This is a genomic window from Methanosarcina sp. A14, assembly GCF_001729375.1.
Taxonomy (GTDB): domain Archaea; phylum Halobacteriota; class Methanosarcinia; order Methanosarcinales; family Methanosarcinaceae; genus Methanosarcina; species Methanosarcina barkeri.
The window spans coordinates 1-6,511 of sequence record NZ_LZPK01000289.1; the positions used below are offsets into that span (position 1 = coordinate 1).

Sequence of the window (6,511 nt, forward strand, 5' to 3'; positions counted from 1 at the left end):
AGGCAGCATGAAACGATAAGATGAAGGGCGAAATGCAAATTTTTCGGAAAAGGCTCCTGATACATACGGATAAACAATTTCAGGTTCTATAAATACAGGCCTGCAGAGGCCTTCGCAAAGGTAATATGAGTCGGAACCGCCCTCTTCAGGAAGGGCAAGCCTGTGAAGTAGACCGTTTTGTGTGTTTATACCCCCAAAGATGCTCTCGGAGATATCTCCAAGTGTAACCGGTATTTCACAGATCTGTTCTACAATATTGTTTTGTTTAACAAACATCTATTTTTCACTTCTGTAAAAGTACATTGAGAAATATATTCTCTTGTGCTTTTTATTTTCAGGACGAAATTCCAGAGGTATCATTCCAATTATATGGTGCCTCAAGAATTTTGGACTTCTAGACCCCTATTTAAACATCAAAGTCCACCTGAAATATAGGGTAGATTTGAGTACTAATACATGGGATTATACAATAGCATGAGTATATAAATATAATCGTACTGATAATAAATTATAAATATAAATCATGACAAATAAGAAGCCCAGATAGAAGAGGATTTGATAGGATTTGTACTGCAACTGACTAAAAGAGCTTAAATATTTACATTCCGATTATAGCATATGCAGGAAAGAGATAAGCCCAAATCCCCTGTGATAAGAGAGGCTACACCGCAAGATACTCAGGAAATACTTGAAATCTTTAATTACTATATAGATAATAGTTTTGCAGCCTACCTCGAAATCCCTGTTGGCCCGGAATTTTTCAAAACCTCACACGATGAGAGTGAACCGAACAAAAGTGAGCCTTACCCTTTTTACGTAATGGAAGAAGATAACAGAGTGATCGGTCTCGGAGCCCTTAGGCCGTATTTACCCTTCCCTAATTTTCAGCACACCGGAGTACTCTCATATTTTATCCTGCCAGAATACACAAGAAAAGGCCAGGGAACAAAGCTGCTAAATTTCCTGTGTCAGGAAGCTAAAAAGAAGAATATGAAAAGCCTCCTTGCAAATGTCTCCTCGAAAAACCAGGCCAGCCTGAATTTTCACCTTAAACATGGATTTGTAGAATGCGGCAGGTTTAAAGATGCAGGAACGAAGTTCGGAAAGTACTTTGATATTGTGTGGTTTCAGAAGTTCCTGGAAGAAAGCATGGAATAGTCCTCCTGAAAAGCTGTATAGCTCCTTTTAGCATTTTTAAAACCACTTCATCGAATATCCTTTAAAAATCTGAGAATCTGGAGGCTTTTTGTTAACTCACTGAAAAGCCGTACATCTCCTATTAATCCTCCTATGAAGCTGTACAGCCTCCAATTTACTAAGAAACTGTACAGCCCTCGGTTTCCGGTCGTGCCAGAATCTCCTGCTGCCCATATGCCTAACAATCAAGACATTTTATCAGGATATTTTCTTTTTCAGCACTTAAAATTAGATTGTGATACGAGAATCTGCAAGGGGCAGATAATCAATACCCTCTGTATTCACGGTATAAGCTGCATCACAGATACCGTCTCCATTTTTATCTTCATGAGTCTGGCTGAAACCGTCTCCATTTGGAGTAGCCCAGAAATTTCCACCAAGGTAAGTTCCATCAACAATATTCTTTGCCGGTGTCAGGGTTGTATTCAAGCTCGTACCTGCGTTAGAACCTTGCAGATAAATATTGTTTACGTTGTTGAAATAGTTATTATAAATCGAGCTGTTTCCAGAATCAAGAAGGAAGAGCCCATATTCCGAGTTTGAAGTAACCCTGTTACTGTTCAGGATATTATTCATTGAAGAACCCAGATAGATTCCGTGCCTGGAATTTGAATTTGCCTGGTTACCTGACAGCCTGTTATCGCTGGAATTCTTCAAATAGAAACCAAATAAATTATTCGAGACGTTATTATCACTCAGGCTATTGTTACTGCAAAAGGCAATCCACATCCCGTAATTGCTGCCAAATGCCGCGTTGTTGGAAAATGCATTTTCGCTGGAATTCTGCAGATAAATAGAGACATAATTATTCGAGGCTTCATTATTAATTAACGTGTTTTCAGCCGAATCCCAGACACTGATTCCGGAAACGGTGCTGTTTAATGCAGTATTGTCTGTAAGAACATTTCCATTCGATTCCTTTAAGTAGACACCGATCTGGTTATCTAATGCCCTGTTGTCGTCCAGCTTATTATCATTGCTCGAAGAGTACAGCCATAGACCATAATTGCTATCCAACACCGTGTTATTACTAAGCAGGTTTGTGCTGGAATTCCTCAAAACGATAGAAACACTGTTTTTTGAGGCTGTGGAATTGCTTAATGTATTTCCTACAGAATCCCACAGATTGATACCAGAGTTTGTGCTACCTGACACCTTACTGTTGTTAAGTACATTTCCACTGGAAACTTTCAGATAAGCACCGATTTTATTGTTTGACAGAATATTTCCTTCCAGCGTATTATTGCTAGAAGAATCCACCCAGATACCATAGTTACTACCGGACACCGAGTTATTGAGAAGTGTATTTTCCGAGGAATTATGCAGGAAAATTGAAATTTCGTTCCCTGAGACTATATTATTGTCGAGGAGATTGTTGCTGGAAGAGTCAAGACGAATTCCAGATCCTGTAGCCGCACCGGAGTTACTGAGAATCGAGGAACTGTTCCCACTGAAAATGTCTGAAGTAGGATCTATGTAATTGTTAGAAAGCTGGTTGCCTTCGATATTGCAGTACTTAACTCCATTAAGGTGGATACCTGAACTGGGGTAGTCTACAGACCCGATTATATTCAGCCCGCGAATTGTCACTCCATCCGCAATAACATAGAAAACATCATTAAGACTGCTGGCTGACTTGATAATGGTGTCTTCACTGGTGTTCCCACTAGTGTCCCCATGAAGGGAAGATTGAGAGGTAAGGGTTAAATTCTTTACGTACACGTTGATGTTTTCTTCATAGATGCCCGGGAAAATAAGGATTGTGTCACCAGGAAGTGCATTGTCTATTGCCGCCTGGATCGAGGTAAAATCCGCAACAGGCCCTGTACTATTATTTACAGTAATCACTACCGGCTCAAATTCGTTAAGTGGAAGATAATCTATGAACTGGGTGTCTTCAATATTATACTGGGAATCAAAAATTCCGTCAAGATCAATGTCCCTGGCTTTTTCAGGATATATAGTCCCATCAGGTATTTCCCAGAGATTGCCTCCGAGGTAAGGGCCGCCAGCTATGTTAGTACCCTCAGTTTTTGTAGTGTTCCAGATATTTGTGCCCGAAACCATTTCGGACTTCACGTTTACCGTATTATTGAAACAGTTATTATAAATCAGATTGTTTGAAGTTTCGTAAATATGCAGTCCTGATTTTTCGTTGAGGATTACAGTGTTACCTCTCAAAGTATTGCTATTTGATTCGCCTGTAAGAAAAACACCTTCCGTATTTTGAGAAATGGTATTATCCTCAAGGAAATTATTTGGTGAGTCAAAAAATGAAATTCCTTTACTGCAATTTGAGATTAAATTATTACTCAAATTATTGTACAGGCTGCCGCCAAGACTGATACCGGTAAGACAGTTTGAAATTTCATTATTATCAAGCTTGTTGCCTGAACTCATCATGTATAGATCGATACCGCAGCTGTTATTGAACAGTTTATTGTTTTCAATGAGGCAATCAATAAATCCAAAAACATGAATTCCGGCGGAGTTAGATCCACTTATGCTAAGACCTTTAATGCTTACGTCGTTTGCCCAGATACTAAAGATATCTTGAGAAACGTCGGCTGCTCGGACTATAGTATCAGAGAAATTTCCAGATTCGGAAACAATAGATATGTTCTTGTTGATTACAATATTCTCCTCATAAATACCGGGTTTGACAACTATTTTATCTCCTGGATTTGCAGCAGCCACAGCAGCCTGAATGTTAGTAAAATCTGCAGGCTGACCAGTGTCGTTACTTACAGAAAGCACATTAGCTGCTGCACTTCCTGCAGCCATAAGGTTAAGTGCGAAAATTACTAAAAAAATAATTTTCAAGATTCCTTTTACACACATCATAATGCTCCCCATATTAAAATTTTTTAAGTTGTGGTATTTCGCTTTTACAGCAATTATTGGAGTTAATAACCGGATATAGAGAATTTATTTGAGGTATTACAGGATTTTTTAGAACCGAGGAAATTGAAATTAAATCAATTAAATCGGTAAGATTGGTAAATCAGTTTGAATGGTTAATCGGTTAATCAATTTGACTGGTTAATCGGTTGAACCAGTTTGACTGAGTAGTATGGAATTGCTCATAGTTTCCATAACTCCAGACTTTGAGGTCAGTCGTAAAAAAGACGAAAGAAACAAAACACTCAAAATAATCTTTTTTACTTTGATTCTTATCCGGTTTATTTTCCTGACGAGCTTGCTGTAATTATAACGTAGAAGAACAGCGTTTTTCAGCAGGAACTGTACAAATTTTGGAAACTATCAACATATATAGAAAATTTGTACTGTTATAAAAAATTAACCCAGGATTAAAAAGTGCACTCAAAAAATAGAGATTCTGGACAATAAAACGTCCAAATTTAGAATACATCATAGGTCAAAGTAGGAAACCAGCATCTCTATAGGCTGTTCTCTGCAAATTTGAGGATTTTGGCTTGACTCGCAATTATTAAATCCTTAAATATAATCATGAAGCGTAATAATTACAAATTTATTTAATTTATTGTATAATAACAAAAAAAATTAAAAATGCGAGTGAAACTATAATATAGTATTTAAGGGTAATTAATAAAAATTGATTTATAGATTTATTATTATATTATATTTGATTGTAATCAATGCAATGGCCCCATGACGCATTTTAACGGGCTTTTTGTAAGGAATATTCGAACAGTATGTACAAGCATCGACAGTATATTTAGGGAAAATAGGGGAGGAAAATAGGGAACATTGAAACAAAATTCACTTAAAGAATACTCACTTAAAGAATACTCACTTAAAGAATACTCACTTAAAGAGATAAAGTGATATAACTTGTTAAACAGGCTTTTTGAAGTGAAAGTTTGAAAGCAATAAGGATTCATGAGTTTGGGGGGCCCGACATTCGGAGGTGCGGGCAGAAAGGCTCATGACCCAGGCTGACGGAAAAGAACTCGCTCAAATAGCAAATATAATAGACGAAAAGAAAATTAAGCCTATTGTAACAACCGTGCTTCCTTTAGCAGATGCACAAAAAGCGCATGAGATGAGTAAAAGCGGCCATACTAGCGGGAAGATTGTACTGCGCATTGCAGAGGAACCTAAGTAAAACCTGAATCTACAATTATCCATAAGCATTGCTGGCAAGCATGGAAGTTTAAAGAATTTCTTCAATATTCTAATACTGGAGGTAGAGGTGGTATAGTCCTATAATCTCTACCGACCTGCCTGAAAAATTATGATTTATTCCTCAGTAAGAGAAAAAATGCATTAAGAAGAAATCTCAGTGAAAGGAATTGATTCAAAAGATCTGAGCATCTGAACTGCCGAGTGAGGGGAGATAAATGCCAGAACAACCCAAAAAACCTAGGAGTCTTATACCGCTTTATATAATTATTACTTTATTTTATATAGCTACCGCCTTTCAGGAAGGTGGAAACCGTATCCTCTTAGAATCGGTATCTAAAGAATCTGATTTTCAAGTTAACCTCACTGAAGGTGTAACTTATAAATTCTGGATTGATAACCCCAATGGTCCAGAGAAAGTAAATGTGACGATAAGCAAAGATTCGTATATTGCGCTCCAAAACACATTTGTATTGACCCAACCAAGAAAGAGCTACCTTCCTGAAAATCCCGAATTTAATGTGACAGAAAGCGGGATTTATCATGTTCACGCCAAACCACTTAACCCCGGGACGGTTTATATGGAAATTGAGAAACTTGATAGTTGAAAATTGCAATGACTAAAATAAAATCGAAGTAATATAAGACTGGGGGATTATTATGGATAAAATCAACAATCTCAGAACGAAACCGGTTGACGCAAATTTTGAACACTTTAACATTAACCCAGAAAAAACTTTTGACACTGACCTGGGTTTTCCTGAAGAAGTAAGAGACTATCATTATCGTTCAACAGATTTCAGGAATATCTGGTATTATTTAGGACTATTGTTTTCTATGTTATTAGATTCTTTTAAAGGGAGATACCCGCTTCCAAAGAAAACCGCATTATTGCTAATATTCGCTTTTCTGTACTTAATAAGTCCAGTTGACATCATTCCAGACGTTTTTCCTTTAATTGGACTTGTGGATGATGTCGCAGTACTTGTTTTTTCACTTAATTTTATTAGAAGCGACCTAGAAAATTATAGAGCCTGGAAAAATTATAGTAACTGAAAAACCAATATTGAAGCTTAATTGCCTGGGATATAAGTCTAAGAAAAAAACGTCTACAATTTTTGATTTCATACATTGAGTGCATAAATCCGAGATGAAAAAATTTACCTATTTACTTTTTGTCAACCTTCAGTTTATCTTTTGTTTATCT

The 6,511-nt window shown here is 37.0% G+C and carries 5 protein-coding genes and 1 pseudogene; 4 read left to right on the plus strand and 2 right to left on the minus strand.

Annotated elements, in window-relative coordinates; genetic code table 11:
- Positions 1-276 (minus strand): annotated as a pseudogene (locus A9239_RS13170) (hypothetical protein); the annotation flags it as partial.
- A gap of 342 nt (positions 277-618) precedes the next feature.
- Between A9239_RS13170 and A9239_RS13175 the strand changes: the two are divergent.
- Complete coding sequence (locus A9239_RS13175) at positions 619-1,158, plus strand: GNAT family N-acetyltransferase (protein ID WP_048121799.1); 540 nt, start codon at positions 619-621, stop codon at positions 1,156-1,158.
- A 267-nt stretch (positions 1,159-1,425) separates the two neighbouring features.
- Here A9239_RS13175 and A9239_RS13180 read toward each other — a convergent pair whose 3' ends face one another.
- Positions 1,426-4,041, minus strand: a complete 2,616-nt coding sequence (locus A9239_RS13180; RefSeq protein WP_048121801.1) for a nitrous oxide reductase family maturation protein NosD — start codon at positions 4,039-4,041, stop codon at positions 1,426-1,428.
- A 1,048-nt stretch (positions 4,042-5,089) separates the two neighbouring features.
- Between A9239_RS13180 and A9239_RS13185 the strand changes: the two genes are divergently transcribed.
- The 3 genes from A9239_RS13185 (at position 5,090) to A9239_RS13195 (ending at position 6,360) form a co-directional block, all read left to right on the plus strand.
- Positions 5,090-5,287 carry a zinc-binding dehydrogenase gene (locus tag A9239_RS13185; protein WP_054864864.1) on the plus strand — a complete coding sequence of 66 codons (198 nt, stop codon included), beginning with the start codon at positions 5,090-5,092 and terminating at the stop codon, positions 5,285-5,287.
- 235 nt (positions 5,288-5,522) lie between these two features.
- Entirely contained in the window at positions 5,523-5,912 is a 390-nt protein-coding gene (locus A9239_RS13190) for a hypothetical protein (RefSeq protein ID WP_048121805.1), read from the plus strand.
- A gap of 52 nt (positions 5,913-5,964) precedes the next feature.
- Positions 5,965-6,360: a YkvA family protein gene (locus A9239_RS13195; RefSeq protein ID WP_048121808.1), complete on the plus strand. Its 396-nt coding sequence runs from the start codon at positions 5,965-5,967 to the stop codon at positions 6,358-6,360.
- Positions 6,361-6,511: the final 151 nt, after the last annotated feature.

Excerpts from the sequence above, each read along its gene's own strand:
- A9239_RS13180 (WP_048121801.1), bottom strand. The coding sequence starts at position 4,041 with ATGATGTGTGTAAAAGGAATCTTGAAAATTATTTTTTTAGTAATTTTC.
- A9239_RS13195 (WP_048121808.1), top strand. The coding sequence starts at position 5,965 with ATGGATAAAATCAACAATCTCAGAACGAAACCGGTTGACGCAAATTTT.
- A9239_RS13175 (WP_048121799.1), top strand. The coding sequence starts at position 619 with ATGCAGGAAAGAGATAAGCCCAAATCCCCTGTGATAAGAGAGGCTACA.
- A9239_RS13190 (WP_048121805.1), top strand. The coding sequence starts at position 5,523 with ATGCCAGAACAACCCAAAAAACCTAGGAGTCTTATACCGCTTTATATA.